The organism is Humibacter soli, from assembly GCF_054779035.1.
In genome coordinates this window covers 847,153-862,475 of record NZ_BAAGYX010000001.1, presented here as the reverse complement: position 1 = coordinate 862,475, position 15,323 = coordinate 847,153, and the positions used below count along the sequence as shown (strand labels likewise).

The following is a 15,323-nucleotide window of genomic DNA, read 5'->3' as shown; positions in this document are numbered from 1 at the left end:
ACAGCAGGAGCGCAGGATGACCCGCGAACAGGCATCCGCGGTGCTCGACCGCGTGCGCTTCGACGCCAGGGGGTTGCTCACCGCCGTCATCCAGCAGTGGGACACCAAAGAGGTGCTCATGGTGGGCTGGATGGACAGCGAGGCGTTCCTGCGCACCATGACAGAAGGCCGCGTGACGTTCTGGTCGCGCTCTCGGCAGGAGTACTGGCGCAAGGGCGACACGTCAGGCCACGTGCAATTCGTGCGCGACGCCGCTCTGGACTGCGACGGCGACACCCTGCTCGTCACGGTCGACCAGATCGGCGCGGCCTGCCACACCGGCACGCGCACGTGCTTCGACGCCGACGTGCTGAACCCCACCGTCATCGATCCCACTGCCATCGACCCGGCATCGACGAACACCGAGAGCGAAGCATGACCGCGCAGGCAACCACCACCCGCGAGCAGTTCGACGGTCTGCTCGGCGAGCGTCGCGTCATCCCGGTGACCCGCGAACTCTTCGCCGACGGTGAGACTCCGGTGGGCATCTACCGAAAGCTGGCACGCGATCGCCCTGGCACCTTCCTGCTGGAGTCCGCCGAGCAGGGCGGCATCTTCTCCCGCTACTCGTTCGTCGGCGTCGCGGCCTTCGGCGTGCTGACGCAGCTCGGCGACGAGTCGGTGTGGCTCGACTACGGGCTCGACGCGGAACGCGCCTTCGGAGCGGATGCCGCCGCAGGCCTCGCTCAGTCCCCGTCGCTCGACCTGCTCGCCCTCCTTCACAAGCGGTGGCAGTCCGAGCCGGTCGAGGGCCTCCCGCCACTCACCGGCGGCCTCGTCGGCTTCATCGGCTGGGAGGCCGTTCGACAGCTGGAGAAGCTCCCGAACCGACCGCCCGCCGAGTTCGACGTGCCCGGACAGGCGCTCTGCTTCGTCGCAGATTTGGTGGCGGTGGACCACCGCTTCGGAACGGTGCAGCTGATCGCCAACGTGCTCGCCGACGACGGGGATGCCCGGGATGGCGGCGCGCTCGATGCCGATGCGCTGTGGGCCGACGCACAGCAGCGCCTCGACCGCATGCAGGCCGGTCTCGCACAGCCTGCCGAAGCGCACCTCGAGCTCGCCGACTTCACCGTCGCGCCCGACGCCGTCTCCCGCACCGAGCGCGACGACTTCCTCGCCTCGGTCGAGGACGCCAAGGCGCACATCCGTGCCGGCGACGTGTTCCAGGTCGTGATCTCGCAGCGGTTCGAGCTGCCGTCGTCCGCCGATCCGCTCGACGTCTACCGGGTGCTCCGCAGCCTCAACCCGAGCCCGTACATGTACCTGCTGCAGCTGGAGCGGGCAGGCGGAGCCCCGTACACCGTCGTCGGCTCGTCGCCCGAGGCGCTCGTGAAGGTGCAGGACGGAAGGGCGTACACGCACCCGATCGCCGGCTCGCGGCCGCGCGGAGCGACTCCGGAGGACGACGCGGAGCTCGAGTCGGAGCTGCTCGCCGACGACAAGGAGCGTGCAGAGCACCTCATGCTCGTCGACCTGGCACGCAACGACCTCGCACGCGTCTGCGTCGCCGGAACGGTCGAGGTCACAGAGTTCATGCGGGTCGAGCGCTTCAGCCACATCATGCACATCGTGTCGTCGGTCGAGGGCGACCTCAGCGACGACGCGACGGCGATCGACGTGTTCCGCTCGACCTTCCCTGCCGGAACCCTCTCCGGCGCGCCGAAGCCGCGTGCCCTGGAGATCATCGACGACCTCGAGCCCGCCCAGCGCGGCGTCTACGGGGGAGTGGTCGGCTACTTCGGGTTCGGGGGCGACGCCGACCTGGCGATCGCGATCCGCACCGCGACGATCATGGATGGCGTCGCACGCGTTCAAGCCGGCGGCGGGCTCGTCGCCGACTCTGTTCCGATGAGCGAGTTCGTCGAATCGCAGAACAAGGCGGCGGCCCCGTTGCGTGCCGTCGCGATCGCGAACGCGCTGAAGCGGGTGGTCTGAGGTGGCGGCGCAGGTCGCTTCGTCGCGGTCGGGCCGCTCTTCGAAGTACGGCGCGATCATCGTCGCGCTGATCGGAAGCGGCCTCGCGCTGTCGGCGTCGACGCAGACCTGGTACACCCTGCACCTGACAGCGACCGCGGGGCACGCGGCGACTCTCGCCGTTACCGGGTCGACCTCGGCACCCGCCGTCGCCGCGCTCTCGATCGCCGGCATCGCGTTCGCCGGAGCGCTCGCCCTCGCCGGCCGCGTGCTGCGCTACGTGCTCGCCGTCCTCGGGCTCGTTCTCGCCGCGAGCATCATCGGCTCCGCGGTCTCCGCGATGGCCGACCCCGCCGGCTCGAGCATCGCTGTCGTGACGAAGGCGACGGGCATCGCGGGCGACGCGAGCGTTCGAGCGGTGATCGCCAGCGCCGACGCGACGGCGTGGCCGGCGCTCGCGCTGACCGGGGGCATCCTGCTCGCACTGGCTGCCGTCGTGGTGCTCGTCTTCGGACACACCTGGCCGAGCGCGTCACGACGCTACGGTGCGATGAAGGATGCCGCGGAGCCGGTCAAGGCAGACACGGACGCCCACCTGAGCGCCCGCGACGCAGCCATCGACGACTGGGACGAGCTGAGCCGCGGCGACGACCCCACCGACCACGGCACGACGGTTGACGAGCACGCGGCCCACGACCGGGCCGACGACGACCAGACGGATGACGAGCCTCCCGTTCGCTAGACTTGGGACGCATTCCGTTCCCCTCCTGAAATGAGAGTCATGAGCGCTGAGTCCTCCGATCCCGGTCACGGTCACTCACCGGCCGCCTGGACCGCCGTCATCATCATGGTGATCGGCTTCGTCGTGGGAACGATCGCGTTCTGGTTCGACCAGCCATGGGTGGTCGTCGCGGCGGCCGTCATCGTCGTCATCGGCCCGATCGTCGGCGGCATCATGTCCAAGGCGGGCTACGGCGTGAACGGACCCAAGTACCAGCCGAAGGGTCACTGACCGCTGTGCTGACCGACCTCGTCGACGGGGCGGTGGCGGATGCCCGCGCCCGCGCCGTCGAGTTGCCCCTCGGCTCCGTGATCGATGCCGCCTCGCAGGCCGCACCTGCACTCGACGCCGTCTCGGCCCTAGCGCCGGCCGCCGCCGTGAAGATCATCGCCGAGGTGAAGCGCGCGTCTCCTTCCCGGGGACGACTGGCCGACATCCCCGATCCCGCGGCTCTCGCCACGGTGTATCAGCAGGCGGGAGCCAGCGCGATCAGTGTGCTCACCGAGCAGCGCAAGTTCCTCGGTTCGCTCGACGACCTGCGCGCCGTCCGCGCCGCCGTCACGATCCCCGTGCTGCGCAAGGACTTCATCGCCGAGCCGTACCAGATCTACGAGGCGAGGGCGGCCGGAGCCGACATCGTGCTGCTCATCGTCGCGGCGCTCGATCAGCCGACCCTCACCGCCCTGCACAGCCTCGCGACCTCGCTCGGCATGACCGTGCTCGTCGAGACCCACTCGGCAGAAGAGATCTCACGCGCGCTCGACGCCGGAGCCGCCGTCGTCGGGGTCAACGCACGCAATCTCAGCACCTTCGAGCTCGACCGCGACCTCTTCGGGGAGCTGGCGGACGGCATCCCCTCCGGCGTCATCCGTGTCGCGGAGTCGGCAGTGCTCAGCGCGGCCGATGTCGCACACTACCGAGAGGCAGGCGCCGACGTGGTGCTGGTCGGCGAGGCGCTCGTCACCAGCGACCCGATCGCCACGCTCTCGGAGTTCCTCTCCGTGTGAGAGCGACTCACACGAACATCTCGCATTCGAATACCTAGGGAAATCACCATGGCCCTACGCGATCAAACCGGACCGGACTTCGGCGACTACGGCGGCAGATACATGCCCGAGTCGCTGATCGCCACGCTCGACGAGCTCTCCGCGGAGTACGAGGCGGCCCAGCAGGACCCCGGCTTCGCGGCCGAGCTCGCCGAGCTGCACGCCACCTACACCGGACGTCCGTCGATCATCACCGAGGTGCCGAGGTTCGCCAAGCACGCCGGCGGTGCGCGCATCATCTTGAAGCGCGAAGACCTCAACCACACCGGTTCGCACAAGATCAACAACGTGCTCGGACAGGCGCTTCTCGTGAAGCGGCTCGGCAAGACGCGTCTTATCGCCGAGACCGGGGCGGGCCAGCACGGCGTCGCCACCGCGACGGCAGCAGCGCTCTTCGGCATGCAGTGCACTGTCTACATGGGCGAGGTCGACACCAAGCGTCAGGCGCTCAACGTCGCACGCATGCGCCTTCTGGGCGCCGAGGTCGTTCCGGTGAAGACCGGTTCTCGCACACTCAAAGACGCCATCAACGAGGCGTTCAGGGACTGGGTCGCGAACGCCGACACCACCCACTACCTGCTCGGCACCGTTAACGGGCCGCACCCGTTCCCCACCATGGTGCGCAACTTCCACAAGGTGATCGGCGAAGAGGCGCGCCAGCAGGTGCTCGACCTCACGGGCCGTCTGCCCGACGCCGTCGCGGCCTGCGTCGGCGGTGGATCGAACGCCATCGGCATCTTCCACGCCTTCCTCGACGATCAGGATGTCAAGCTCTTCGGCTACGAGCCCGGCGGCCACGGCATCGCCAGCGGCGAGCACGGCGCCACGCTGAGCGAGGGCACCCCCGGCGTGCTGCACGGCACGAAGACCTACGTGCTGCAGGACGAGGACGGCCAGACCATGGAGTCCCACTCCATCTCCGCCGGCCTCGACTACCCGGGCGTCGGCCCCGAGCACGCCTGGCTGCGCGACATCGGGAGGGCCACCTATCTCCCGATCACCGACGACGAGGCGATGCACGCCTTCCGGCTGCTCAGCCGCACGGAGGGCATCCTGCCCGCCATCGAGTCGTCGCACGCCCTCGCCGGCGCCCTGAAGCTCGGCAAGCAGCTCGGCGAGGATGCCGTCATCCTGGTGAACCTCTCGGGCCGCGGTGACAAGGACGTGGAGACCGCTGGGGCGTACTTCGGCCTGCTCGACGGCGCGGCTGACGAGTCGGCGGCACCTGAGACCGCGGAGGACCGCGCATGAGCGAGGTGACGGGCATCGCCCACGTGGAGTCCGCGATCGCGGCAGCGAACGTGAACCGCGGCGGCGCGCTGGTCGGCTACCTGCCAGTGGGGTTCCCCGACCTGAGCACGAGCATCGACGCGGCCGTCGCACTGGCCGAGAACGGTGCTGACGTTCTGGAGCTCGGCCTGCCGTACTCCGATCCGGTGATGGACGGGGCGGTCATCCAGGCGGCGACGCAGCGCGCGCTGCACGAGGGCTTCCACGTTCGCGATGTGTTCACGGCCGTGCGCGAGATCAGGTCGCGCGTCGACGTTCCTGCACTCGTGATGACCTACTGGAACCCGGTGCTGCAGTTCGGCGTCGACAGGTTCGCGGACGAGCTCGTCGCCGCAGGCGGAAGTGGTCTGATCACTCCCGACAACACGCCGGACTCCGCCGCAGACTGGCTGGTCGCGAGCGAGCGCACCGGGCTCGACAGGGTCTTCCTCGCGGCGCCGACCTCGAACGACGAGCGCCTGCACCTGGCAGCAGACACCTCGCGCGGCTTCGTCTACGCTGTCTCGACCATGGGCATCACGGGCGAGCGCAAAGACGTCGACACCGCTGCCCGCACGCTGGTCAGCCGCCTGCGCGCAGCGGGCGCCGGAACGGTCTGCGTGGGCATCGGCATCTCGACGGGCGAGCAGGTGCGCCAGGTCGTTGGCTACGCCGACGGCGCCATCGTCGGTTCGGCGCTCGTGCACGCGCTGGCCGACGGGGGAGTGGCCCGCGTCGCCGAGGTGGCGCGCGAACTCGCGGAGGGGACGAACGCCGCCGACCGGCGGTGAGCGCATCATCTTTTAGACTATGGTGGCCGAGGCGCAGCACACGGCGCAGGCCACGACGGACGACGACAGTCGTCTGAACGAAAGGGAATCCGACAGGTGATCGCTCAGTTCAGCATTCCGAGCCCGCCGCCGGCATGGCAGTCCATCCCGATCAACCTCTTCGGGCTGCACTGGGACGTGCGTACGTATGCGCTGATCATCCTCGTCGGCATCATCATCTGCACGATCTGGACCTCTCGTCGCCTCACGAAGCGCGGTGGAGAGCCCGGTGTCGTCATCGACTTCCTGATCTGGGCCGTCGTGCTCGGGCTCATCGGGGCTCGCCTGTACCACGTGTTCACCCACCCGGAGGACTACTTTTATCCGGGCGCGAACCCCTGGCGCATCCTCTTCATCTGGGAGGGCGGAAACGCCATCTTCGGATCGCTGATCGGCGGCGCGCTCGGCGTGTTCATCGCCAGCAAGCAGACCGGGGTGCGCTTCCTCTCGTTCGCGGATGCCGTAGCCCCCGGCCTGCTCCTCGCGCAGGCGATCGGCCGCCTCGGCAACTACGTGAACGCCGAGCTCTACGGCCTGCCGACCAACCTGCCGTGGGGCCTGCAGATCCCGAGCACCAATGCCGCGTATCCGACCGGGCTCCCCGACGGCACGCTGTTCCAGCCGCTCTTCCTCTACGAGATCATCTGGAACGTCATCGGCGTGATCGTGCTGCTCGCGCTGGAGAAGCGCTTCCAGTGGCGCTGGGGCAAGATGTTCGCCGCGTACCTGATGTGGTACGGCCTCGGCCGCAGCTATCTCGAGTCCATCCGCATCGACCCGAGCGAGTACTCGTTCCTCAGCATCCCGTTCAACGTCTGGGCGGCGTTCCTGGCCTTCGTGCTCGGCCTCATCATCTTCATCGTGCAGTCGCGCAAGCATCCGGGCGTCGAGCTCAGCGTCTACCTCCCGGGCCGCGAATGGAAGCGCGACGACGCTGCGGTAGAATCGTTCGACACCGATCCGGATGACGAGGACAACGACGAAGACGACGCCTCGGTCGACGACGGATCGGATGAACCGAAAGCCGCAGCCACAAGCTCTGCCGGCTGAACACCCATCACGGCGACCCCGGCAGTCAAACATCCCCCTGTCCCCGGGCCGACGTCGTCCCCCACCTTCTCGATGTGAGGACGGTATCCATGGCCGATCAGCCTCCGTTTTCCCGGTTCAGCACCGTTCCGTCGGCACAGGGTCTCTACGACCCTCGTGACGAGCGCGACGCCTGCGGACTCGCGATGGTCGCGACCCTGCGCGGCACCGCCGGACACGACATCATCGTCGGCGCCCTCGACGCCCTCCGGCATCTCGAGCACCGCGGCGCGGTCGGCTCCGACGCCGGTACGGGCGATGGCGCGGGCATCCTGACCCAGATCCCCGACGCGTTCCTGCGCGCGGTCGCCGACTTCACCCTGCCCGGTGCAGGTCGCTACGCCGTCGGCAACGCCTTCCTCCCGCTGCACCCCGACGAGCGCGCGGCCGTCAAGACCGCGATCGAGAACATCGCGACCGAAGAAGGCCTCGTCGTGCTCGGCTGGCGTGAGGTTCCGGTGCGCCCCGACGAGATCGGCACGCTGGCTCGCGACGCCATGCCGGCGATCGAGCAGCTCTACGTCGGCAGCGCCCGCTCGACCGAGGAGGGCGCCCCTCTGGCGGGCATCGCGCTCGACCGGCTCACGTTCCGACTGCGCAAGCGCGTGGAGCGCGAGCTCGACGTCTACTTCGCGTCGCTGTCCAGCCGCACGCTCGTCTACAAGGGCATGGTGACGACGCTCCAGCTGGAGCCGTTCTACCCCGACCTCTCCGACGAGCGCTTCGCCTCCAAGCTCGCGCTCGTGCACTCGCGCTACTCGACGAACACCTTCCCGTCGTGGCCGCTCGCGCAGCCGTTCCGCATGATCGCCCACAACGGCGAGATCAACACCGTGCAGGGCAACCGCAACTGGATGCGCGCACGCCAATCCCAGCTCGCCAGCGAGTCGCTCGGCGACCTGAAGCCGCTCTTTCCGATCGTGACTCCCGGTGCGAGCGACTCCGCGTCGTTCGACGAGGTCGTCGAGCTGCTCACGCTCAGCGGACGGTCACTCCCGCACGCCGTCATGATGATGGTGCCGGAGGCCTGGGAGAAGCAGACCGAGATCGACCCTGCGCGCCGCGCGTTCTACGAGTACCACTCGATGCTCATGGAGCCGTGGGACGGCCCGGCCGCCCTGGTGTTCACCGACGGCTCACTGGTCGGCGCGACGCTGGACCGCAACGGTCTGCGCCCAGGCCGCTACCTGGTGACCGACGACGGGCTCGTCGTGCTCGGCAGCGAGATCGGCGTGCTCGACATCGACCCCAGCCGCATCGTGCGCAAGGGCCGCCTGCGTCCCGGCCGGATGTTCCTCGTCGACACCGTCGAGGGTCGTCTGATCGAGGACGACGAGATCAAAGCGTCCCTCGCGTCGGCGGAGCCGTACGGCGAGTGGCTGGACGCCGGGCGCATCCATCTCAAGGACCTGCCGGAGCGCGAACACATCGTGCACACCCCTGCATCGGTCACGCGCAGGCAGCGCACCTTCGGATACACCGAAGAAGAGGTGCGGGTGCTGCTCGCGCCGATGGCGAAGGCCGGAGCCGAGCCGCTCGGCGCCATGGGCTCAGACACCCCGATCGCCGTGCTCTCCGAACGTCCGCGGCTGCTCTTCGACTACTTCACGCAGCAGTTCGCGCAGGTCACCAACCCGCCGCTCGACTCGATCCGCGAAGAGGTCGTCACGTCGCTGAGCCTGGGCCTCGGACCGGAGCGCAACCTGCTGGCCCCCGGGCCTGAGCACACCCGGCAGGTGGTGCTCGACTTCCCGGTGATCGACAACGACGAGCTGGCGAAGATCCAGCACATCGACACGACGCCGGTGACGCGCACGACGGTGACCATCCGTGGCCTCTACCGGTTCGACGCCGGAGAAGACGCCATGGAGCGCAGGCTCCAGGAGATCTGCGAGGAGGCCGGCAAGGCCATCGCCGAGGGCGCGAAGTTCATCGTGCTGAGCGACAGGGACTCGAACAAGGACCTGGCGCCGATCCCTTCACTGCTCATGCTCTCCGCCGTGCACCACTACCTGATCCGCACGGAGAACAGGCTCAAGGTCGGCATCGTTGTCGAGGCCGGCGACGTGCGCGAGGTGCACCACGTCGCGCTGCTCATCGGCTTCGGAGCGAGCGCGGTGAACCCGTACCTCGCCATGGAGACCTGCGAAGACCTGGTGCGCAGCGGCATGCTCACCGGCATCACGTCGGAGAAGGCCGTCAAGAACCTGATCAAGGCGCTCGGCAAGGGCGTGCTGAAGATCATGTCGAAGATGGGCATTTCCACGGTGTCGTCCTACGCGGGCGCTCAGGCGTTCGAGGCCGTCGGACTGTCGCAGGACTTCGTCGACAAGTACTTCACGGGAACCACGTCCAAGCTGGGCGGCATCGGCATCGACGTCATCTCGGCCGAGAACCTCGCGCGGCACCTCTCCGCCTACCCGGAGGAGAGCGCCGTGCTCACGCACGAGCGCATGTCGACGGGCGGCGAGTACCAGTGGCGCCGCGACGGTGCACCGCACCTGTTCAACCCCGACACGGTGTTCCGTCTGCAGCACTCCACGCGAACGCGTCGATACGACATCTTCCGCGAATACACGAAGCTCGTGGATGACCAGGCCGAGGAGCTCATGACGCTGCGCGGCATGTTCACCCTGCGCACCGACATCCGCCCGCCCGTGCCGCTCGAAGAGGTCGAGCCTGTCTCGTCCATCGTCAAGCGATTCTCGACCGGTGCGATGAGCTACGGATCAATCTCGCGGGAGGCGCACGAGACCCTCGCGATCGCGATGAACCGGTTGGGCGCCAAGTCCAACACGGGAGAGGGCGGCGAAGACATCGACCGCCTGCTCGACCCCGAGCGTCGCAGCGCGATCAAGCAGGTGGCCTCCGGGCGGTTCGGCGTGACGAGCATGTACCTCACGCACGCCACCGACCTTCAGATCAAGCTCGCCCAGGGCGCCAAGCCTGGCGAGGGCGGCCAGCTGCCGCCGACGAAGGTCTACCCGTGGGTGGCACGCACCCGTCACGCGACGGCCGGCGTCGGACTCATCTCGCCGCCCCCGCACCACGACATCTACTCGATCGAAGACCTCAAGCAGCTCATCTACGACCTCAAGCGCGCCAACCCGCACGCCAGGGTGCACGTCAAGCTCGTGAGCGAGACGGGCATCGGGGCTGTCGCGGCAGGCACCGCGAAGGCGTTGGCCGACGTCATCCTGGTCTCCGGGCACGACGGCGGAACGGGCGCGAGCCCGCTCAACTCCCTGAAGCACGCCGGCACGCCGTGGGAGCTCGGCCTCGCCGAGACGCAGCAGACACTCATGCTCAACGGCATGCGCGACCGCGTGGTGGTGCAGGTCGACGGCCAGCTCAAGACCGGCCGCGACGTGATCATCGGCGCGCTCCTGGGCGCCGAGGAGTTCGGTTTCGCGACCGCACCGCTCGTCGTCTCCGGCTGCGTCATGATGCGCGTCTGCCATCTCGACACGTGCCCGGTCGGCGTCGCGACGCAGAACCCGGTTCTGCGCAGCAGGTTCACCGGCAAGCCGGAGTTCGTCGTCAACTTCTTCGAGTTCATCGCCGAGGAGGTGCGGGAGTACCTCGCGGCGCTCGGGTTCCGCACGATCGAAGAGGCCATCGGCCGCGTCGACGCGTTGGATGTCGAGCGAGCAGTGAACCACTGGAAGGCATCCGGACTCGACCTGGCCCCCGTGCTGCACGGACCTCGGTTCGACGAGGACGCTCCGCGCAGCAACCGGCGTCAGCAGAACCACGAGATCGAGAAGCACTTCGACAACACGCTCATCTCGCAGGCCGCCGACGTGCTGGAGCACGGCGGACACATCGAGCTGTCGTTGCCGATCCGCAACACCGAGCGTGCCGTCGGCACCCTGCTCGGGCACGAGGTGACGGTACGCCACGGCGAACACGGCCTGCCGGCCGGATCGATCGATGTCACGCTGACGGGATCGGCAGGGCAGTCGTTCGGCGCGTTCCTGCCCGGCGGCATCACGCTGCGGCTCGAGGGCGACTCCAACGACTACGTCGGCAAGGGCCTCTCCGGCGGACGCATCGTGGTGCGTCCCGACAGGGCGAGCGTCTTCCCCGCCGAGCGCAACGTCATCGCGGGCAACGTGATCGGCTACGGCGCGACGCAGGGCAGCATGTTCCTGCGCGGCATCGTGGGCGAGCGATTCCTGGTGCGCAACTCCGGTGCCACCGCCGTGGTCGAGGGCGTCGGAGACCACGCCCTCGAGTACATGACGGGCGGCCTCGCGCTCATCCTCGGCGCGACGGGACGCAACCTGGGTGCGGGCATGTCGGGCGGAACGGCCTACGTGCTCGACCTTCGCGAGGAGCGGGTGAACCGCGAATCCCTCGCCGCAGGCGAGCTCGAGCTCCACCCGCTGGGCAGCGGCGACATCGAGATCGTCCGCGACCTGCTCGAACAGCACGTCGCCGAGACCGACTCTGCTGTCGCAGCACGTCTGCTCGGCGACCTTGAGGCATCCTCTGCGCGCTTCACCAAGGTGCTGCCGCGCGACTACGCGGCCGTCCTCGAGACCCGCAAGAACGCTGTCGACGAGGGGCTCGACCCCGACGGAGACGTCGTGTGGAACAGAATTCTGGAGGTGACAGGTGGCTGACCCCAAGGGCTTCCTGAAGGTCACGGAGCGCGAGCTGCCCAAGCGGCGCCCCGTCTCCGTGCGGTTGATGGACTGGAAAGAGGTCTACGAGGGCGGCGACCCTGCTCAGCTTCGCCGTCAGGCCGGACGCTGCATGGACTGCGGCATCCCGTTCTGCCACAAGGGATGCCCGCTGGGCAACCTGATCCCCGAGTGGAATGACCTGATGTGGCGCGGCGAGGGCCGTCAGGCTATCGAGCGGCTGCACGCCACGAACAACTTCCCCGAGTTCACCGGTCGGCTCTGCCCCGCTCCGTGCGAGGACTCCTGCGTGCTCGGCATCAGCCAGCCGCCGGTGACCATCAAGCAGGTCGAGCAGACGATCATCGACAACGCCTGGTCGAACGGCTGGGTGCAGCCTCACCCGCCGCAGCGCCTCACCGGCAAGACGGTGGCCGTCGTCGGCTCGGGCCCCGCGGGTCTTGCCGCCGCGCAGCAGCTCACGCGTGCCGGTCACACCGTCGCGGTGTACGAGAGGGATGACCGCATCGGCGGTCTGCTGAGGTACGGCATCCCCGACTTCAAGATGGAGAAGAAGCAGATCGAGGCGCGCCTCGCGCAGATGACCGCTGAGGGTACGCGGTTCCGCGCCGGCGTGAACATCGGCGTCGACGTCTCCTGGCCCGACCTCAAGGCGCGCTACGACGCCGTCGTGGTCGCCACGGGTGCCATGGTGCCGCGCGATCTGCCGATCCCCGGCCGCGACCTCGCCGGCGTCCACTTCGCCATGGAGTACCTGGTGCAGCAGAACCGCGTCGGCGCCGGCGACTCGGTTCCGACGCAGATCACCGCAGAGGGCAAGCACGTCGTCGTCCTCGGCGGCGGCGACACCGGCGCGGACTGCATCGGAACCGCGCACAGGCAGAAGGCGGCATCCGTCACCAACCTGGCGATCGGCAAGCAGCCGCCGTCGGAGCGTCCGGGACACCAGCCGTGGCCGATGACCCCGACGCTCTTCGAGGTGCAGTCGGCGCACGAAGAGGGCGGAAGGCGCGAGTACCTCGCGTCGACAGTCGAGTTCGTGGGCAACGACATCGGCGAGGTCGTCGCGATCCGCGTCGCGGAGACCGAGTACCTCGACGGACGACGTGTGCCCAAGGCCGGGACCGAGCGGGAGATCCCCGCCGACCTCGTGCTGCTGGCCCTCGGATTCACCGGCCCTGAGCAGGAGACCCTCTCCGGTCAGCTCGAGCTGCCGTTCGACGAGCGCGGCAACGTCTCGCGAGACGACGACTACGAGACCTCGGAGCCTGGCGTGTTCGTCGCGGGCGACGCGGGTCGCGGCCAGTCGCTCATCGTGTGGGCGATCGCTGAAGGTCGTGCTGCGGCGGCGGCGGTGGACCGCTATCTTGAAGGTGAAACCCACCTCCCATCGCCCGTGAGGCCGACCGATCGCGGGATCTCGATCTAGCGCTCGGAACCCGGCATCTCACGGCGCCGGTCAGGTGTGCACGCGCAACAACCAGGAGTACGAAAAAGAGTCATGAGACGAGCCAAGATCGTCGCAACGCTGGGCCCGGCGACGTCCAGCTATGAAAGCATCCGCGCCATCATCGATGCGGGTGTGGACGTCGCCCGCATGAACCTGAGCCACGGCAGCTACGACGTTCACGAGTCGGTCTACGCCAACGTGCGTCGGGCCGCTGATGACTCGGGACGCGCCGTCGCCGTCATGGTCGACCTGCAGGGTCCGAAGATCCGCCTCGGCAAGTTCGAGAACGGTCCGTACGACCTGGCCGAGGGTGACATCTTCACCATCACCACCGAGGACATCGTCGGCGATCAGCAGATCTCGTCGACGACGTTCAAGGGTCTCCCTCAAGACGTGAAGCCGGGCGACCCGCTGCTGATCGACGACGGCAAGGTCGCTCTGCGCGTGCTCGAGACCGACGGCGTGCGGGTGAAGACCGAGGTGGTCGTTCCCGGTCCCGTCTCGAACAACAAGGGCATCAACCTCCCGGGCGTCGCGGTCAACGTTCCCGCGCTCAGCGCGAAGGACGAGGCCGATCTGCGCTGGGGCCTGCAGCTCGGCGCCGACTACATCGCCCTGTCGTTCGTGCGCAATGCGTCCGATATCGACCGCGTGCACGAGATCATGGACGAAGAGGGCCGGCGCGTTCCTGTGATCGCGAAGATCGAGAAGCCGCAGGCGGTCGACGCGCTCGAAGAGATCGTGGACGCCTTCGACGCCATCATGGTGGCTCGCGGCGACCTGGGCGTCGAGCTTCCGCTCGAGGCAGTGCCGATCGTGCAGAAGCAGGCGGTGGAGATCTCGCGTCGCATGGCGAAGCCGGTCATCGTGGCCACTCAGGTGCTCGAGTCGATGATCACCAGCCCTCGGCCGACGCGTGCGGAGGCATCCGACTGCGCCAACGCCGTTCTCGACGGAACGGACGCCGTCATGCTCTCCGGCGAGACGAGCGTGGGGGAGTTCCCCGTGATCACTGTGCAGACGATGGCTCGCATCATCGACTCCACCGAGGAGCACGGCCTCGACCGCATCCAGCCGCTCGGCACGAAGCCGCGCACGCAGGGCGGTGCGCTCACGCTCGCCGCGGCCGAGGTCGCCGACTTCGTCGACGCGAAGTTCCTCTGCGTCTTCACCGAGTCGGGTGACTCAGCACGCCGCATGTCGCGCCTGCGCTCGAAGATCCCGATGAAGGCGTTCACCACCAACGAGAGCATCCGTCGCCGGCTGTCGCTCACGTGGGGCATCCAGGCCTTCCTCGTCGACACCGTGACCCACACCGACCAGATGATGGGACAGGTCGACGACGTGCTCATCGGTCAGGGCCTCGCGGAGGTCGGTGACAAGGTCGTCGTCATCTCCGGTTCGCCTCCCGGAATCTCCGGCTCGACGAACGACGTGCGCGTGCACGTCGTCGGCGATGTGCACAACGAGGCGGCCCCGGCCTACGCCGCGCTGAAGTAACACATCGGCTTGCGAACGCCCCGTCGGCATCGACGGGGCGTTTCGCGTGTCAGCGGGCGTCGAGAAGTTCTCCGACCTCGTCGTCTGTGGTCTGCGTGAAGTCGCGGTACCACTGGCCGATCGCGAAGAATCGCTCGGGCCTCGCGACGCAGACGAACGTGTCGGCGTCGACGCCCGGCCTCGGCATCCAGTCCGGCGGCGCCACCGGAACGGCGAGCACGACGGATGCCGCACCTTGTGCCCGCACCACCGCGCATGCCGCTCTGGCGGTCGCGCCCGTCGCGACTCCGTCGTCCACCACGATCACCGTTCGCCCGGCAGCGTCCACCGGATGCCTGTCGTCGCGGTACCTCCCGAGTCGCCGACCCAGTTCCGCCTGCTCGCGCTCCTCGACCCTCGCGAGCTGCTCGTCGGTGACACCGACCGCACGGATGAGGTCGTCGTCGAGCACGCGCACGCCCTCGCCGATCGCCCCCATCGCGACCTCGGCGTTGCCCGGCAGGCCGAGCTTGCGCACGACGATGACGTCGAGCGGGGCATCCAGCGTCTCCGCGACGGCCGCAGCAACGGGCACACCGCCGCGGGGGATGCCGAGCACCAACGGACGAGGCCATGAGCCGCGGAACGGCCCGCACGCGGCGGCGAGCCTGCGTCCGGCATCCAGCCGATCGTCGAAGATCACGGGGTCCCCCTTCCCCTCGCCACGGGACCTCACCGCAGGGGGAGGCCCGCTAGTTCGAGGATGACACGCCG

Annotated in this window: 12 protein-coding genes; 11 read left to right on the top strand and 1 reads right to left on the bottom strand. The window is 68.5% G+C overall.

Features of this window, described 5'->3' with window-relative positions:
- The first annotated feature begins 16 nt into the window (after window positions 1-16).
- From hisI to pyk, 11 genes are all read left to right on the top strand, one after another.
- Entirely contained in the window at window positions 17-418 is a 402-nt protein-coding gene (gene hisI / locus ACYVDN_RS03990; protein ID WP_460572232.1) for a phosphoribosyl-AMP cyclohydrolase, read from the top strand.
- Window positions 415-1,977 carry an anthranilate synthase component I gene (locus tag ACYVDN_RS03985; RefSeq protein ID WP_460568674.1) on the top strand — a complete coding sequence of 521 codons (1,563 nt, stop codon included), beginning with the start codon at window positions 415-417 and terminating at the stop codon, window positions 1,975-1,977. The genes hisI and ACYVDN_RS03985 overlap by 4 nt, the downstream gene beginning before the upstream one ends.
- 1 nt (window position 1,978) lies before the next feature.
- Window positions 1,979-2,698: a Trp biosynthesis-associated membrane protein gene (locus tag ACYVDN_RS03980; protein WP_460568672.1), complete on the top strand. Its 720-nt coding sequence runs from the start codon at window positions 1,979-1,981 to the stop codon at window positions 2,696-2,698.
- Between the two features lie 39 nt (window positions 2,699-2,737).
- A complete protein-coding gene (locus tag ACYVDN_RS03975) occupies window positions 2,738-2,968 on the top strand; it encodes a DUF6704 family protein (protein ID WP_460568670.1) in 231 nt (76 codons plus the stop codon).
- A 5-nt stretch (window positions 2,969-2,973) separates the two neighbouring features.
- Window positions 2,974-3,744, top strand: a complete 771-nt coding sequence (trpC, locus tag ACYVDN_RS03970) for an indole-3-glycerol phosphate synthase TrpC (protein ID WP_460568668.1) — start codon at window positions 2,974-2,976, stop codon at window positions 3,742-3,744.
- 48 nt (window positions 3,745-3,792) lie between these two features.
- Window positions 3,793-5,034: a tryptophan synthase subunit beta gene (gene trpB, locus ACYVDN_RS03965; protein ID WP_460568666.1), complete on the top strand. Its 1,242-nt coding sequence runs from the start codon at window positions 3,793-3,795 to the stop codon at window positions 5,032-5,034.
- Window positions 5,031-5,843 carry a tryptophan synthase subunit alpha gene (trpA, locus tag ACYVDN_RS03960; RefSeq protein ID WP_460568664.1) on the top strand — a complete coding sequence of 271 codons (813 nt, stop codon included), beginning with the start codon at window positions 5,031-5,033 and terminating at the stop codon, window positions 5,841-5,843. The genes trpB and trpA overlap by 4 nt, the downstream gene beginning before the upstream one ends.
- A 96-nt stretch (window positions 5,844-5,939) precedes the next feature.
- Window positions 5,940-6,932, top strand: coding sequence for a prolipoprotein diacylglyceryl transferase (lgt, locus tag ACYVDN_RS03955; protein WP_460568662.1), 993 nt, complete (start codon window positions 5,940-5,942; stop codon window positions 6,930-6,932).
- Between the two features lie 89 nt (window positions 6,933-7,021).
- Entirely contained in the window at window positions 7,022-11,599 is a 4,578-nt protein-coding gene (gltB, locus tag ACYVDN_RS03950) for a glutamate synthase family protein (RefSeq protein ID WP_460568660.1), read from the top strand.
- Entirely contained in the window at window positions 11,592-13,049 is a 1,458-nt protein-coding gene (locus ACYVDN_RS03945; RefSeq protein WP_460568658.1) for a glutamate synthase subunit beta, read from the top strand. Before gltB ends, ACYVDN_RS03945 begins: the two co-directional genes overlap by 8 nt.
- Window positions 13,050-13,121: 72 nt before the next feature.
- Window positions 13,122-14,570, top strand: coding sequence for a pyruvate kinase (pyk, locus tag ACYVDN_RS03940; protein ID WP_460568656.1), 1,449 nt, complete (start codon window positions 13,122-13,124; stop codon window positions 14,568-14,570).
- A gap of 49 nt (window positions 14,571-14,619) precedes the next feature.
- Here pyk and ACYVDN_RS03935 read toward each other — a convergent pair whose 3' ends face one another.
- Window positions 14,620-15,252: a phosphoribosyltransferase gene (locus ACYVDN_RS03935; RefSeq protein WP_460568655.1), complete on the bottom strand. Its 633-nt coding sequence runs from the start codon at window positions 15,250-15,252 to the stop codon at window positions 14,620-14,622.
- Window positions 15,253-15,323 lie beyond the last annotated feature (71 nt).